The following is a 2,009-nucleotide window of genomic DNA, read 5'->3' on the forward strand; positions in this document are numbered from 1 at the left end:
CCCAGTTCGATATGCCGGGTTCGCTCGGCCACCGCCGCCAGCAATACCAGCGGCGACGGCAGCCGGCCAAAGCCATTGCTCAGGTGGTGCTGGGCAATCCAGCCACCGTCGAAACCCAGGGCTTCGGCGACTTCGAATTGTTCGATCAGGTCGCGGTAGACCTGCTGTGGATCGTCGCCAAAGGCGTGGCTGAGAAAGCCCAGTTTGAAGCTCATGTCAGGGTTCCTTGGGGCAGTGTCGGTTGCCAGCCCAGGGCCGGGGCGATCTGTTCGCGGATGATTTCCAGGGCGCGGATCGCCTCCCGCAGCGGGGTGCTGGCGGTCTGTACTTGCAGCACCAGGTGGTCGTTGGCCGTCAGGCTCGGGCCTTGCTGCAACTGCTCGATGATCTGCTCGACCGGGCCGTGCAGGATGCCGAGGCGCCTGAGGGTGGCGTCGAAATCATCATCCACCGGCGCCTTGTACACGCCGATGCTCTGTTGGCGTTGCACGTAGGCCTGGATATCGTTGCGCGTGGCGGCGTCCGGGTTCGGGATCAGCGCCTGTACCCGGGTGACACGGGGCGGGGTGCCGTTGTCACCGGTCCAGGCGTTGCGATAGCGGTTGACCAGTTCTACCCCGGCTTCGGGCGGCAGGTGCGGGTTGGGCGCCATGATCAGGCCGTGGCCGCGCTCGGCCACCCGTTCCACCCGTGAGGTGGCTTCCCAGATTCGCTGCCCAAGGCCGGCCGTCCGTGGCAACAGGCGCGAGCCGCTGTCGGTCAGGGGGGCGTTGCCCAGGGCATGGATCAACTGTTGCAGGTGCTGCTCATAATCGCGGTGGCGCGCCTCAGGCTCACGACCGAATGCGGTGAACGTGTCGGGATCAAAACCCGCACCCAGGCCCAGCTCCAGCCGGCCATTGCTCAACAGGTCCAGCACCGAGGCGTCTTCCGCCAGGCGCAGCGGTGCTTCCTGGGGCAACACGATAATCCCGGTGCCCAGGCTGATCCGGCGGGTGCGCTGGGCGATGGCGGCAAGCAATACCAGGGGCGAGGGCAGGCGGCCGTTTTCGCTGGCGAAGTGGTGCTGCGCCACCCAGCCACTGTCAAAGCCCAGCTCTTCGGCGACCTTGAACAACTCCACGGTGTCGCGGTAGACCTTGGGCTCGAAGCCGGGGCTGTNNCGGCGGTGGCGGCGGGGCTGTACTGGAAGCCGATGCCGGGTTTGCCCGGCAGTTTGAATTGCTTGAGGTCGTCGGTGTACACCGCTTCAAAACCCACGTAGCTGCCGATGCGGGTGAGTTTCACGCCCTTGATCTGTGGGTCTTTTGGCAGGTTGATATTCAGGCCCAGGCCCTTGGGCAAGAGCGCGCCGTCGGGCTGGCGATGCTGGTCCAGGGCATTGACCAGTTTCGCCACCAGTTGCGCCGCGCGTTGTGGGTCTGCCTCCTTCAAATCGGTGCTGACCGCCAGCGCCGGAATGCCCGCCTGCACCGCGACACTGGCGACGTTGAACGTGCCGGAAGCGCTGTTGATCGCCCCCAGGTTATTCCCGGGGTTGGGGCCGACGATCACCAGGTCAGGGTGGGGCATGACTTTTTTCAGGCCCATCAGCAAGGCCATCACCGGCGTGCCGCTGATTTCGATCTGCACGTCTTTGCCGGCGCATTCGGGGCTTTGGCACACGCCGTTTTCAGTGGTGCTGATGTAGTAACTGTCGGGGTAGGCCGGGTCGTCGTCATGGCCAACGGTGACTTCGCGACCAAAGAAAAACGCACCGCCCCGTGCGCTCTGGTCGGCCTGCGGTGCGGCAATCCGCACCGTATGCCCCTGGGCCTTGAGCTCGGTGTACAGGGCGCGAATATTGGGGTGCTGATAACCGTCGTCGTTGCTCAGCAAAATGTTCAGGGCAAAGGCCTTCGAGACGAACAGGCTGCCGACTGCCAGCATCCATGCGCTGCGCTTCATGGTGTAACTCCCTGGGTAAAGCGATTGGCCGGGCGCGGCAGGCCGAGGTTTTCCCGCAGGGT

General features: G+C 64.7%; 2 protein-coding genes and 1 pseudogene. All 3 read right to left on the reverse strand.

Annotated elements, in window-relative coordinates; translation table 11 throughout:
- The coding region (locus HX869_RS31060) for an LLM class flavin-dependent oxidoreductase (RefSeq protein ID WP_178904168.1) at positions 1 to 215 on the reverse strand (215 nt) is incomplete at its 3' end.
- Positions 212 to 1,123 carry an LLM class flavin-dependent oxidoreductase gene (locus HX869_RS31065; RefSeq protein WP_372865730.1) on the reverse strand — a complete coding sequence of 304 codons (912 nt, stop codon included), beginning with the start codon at positions 1,121 to 1,123 and terminating at the stop codon, positions 212 to 214. The genes HX869_RS31060 and HX869_RS31065, both read right to left, overlap by 4 nt.
- A gap of 41 nt (positions 1,124 to 1,164) precedes the next feature.
- Positions 1,165 to 1,947: pseudogene (locus HX869_RS31070) on the reverse strand (5'/3'-nucleotidase SurE); the annotation flags it as partial.
- Positions 1,948 to 2,009 lie beyond the last annotated feature (62 nt).

The organism is Pseudomonas sp. P7779 (assembly GCF_013386315.1).
In the GTDB taxonomy this organism is placed as follows: domain Bacteria; phylum Pseudomonadota; class Gammaproteobacteria; order Pseudomonadales; family Pseudomonadaceae; genus Aquipseudomonas.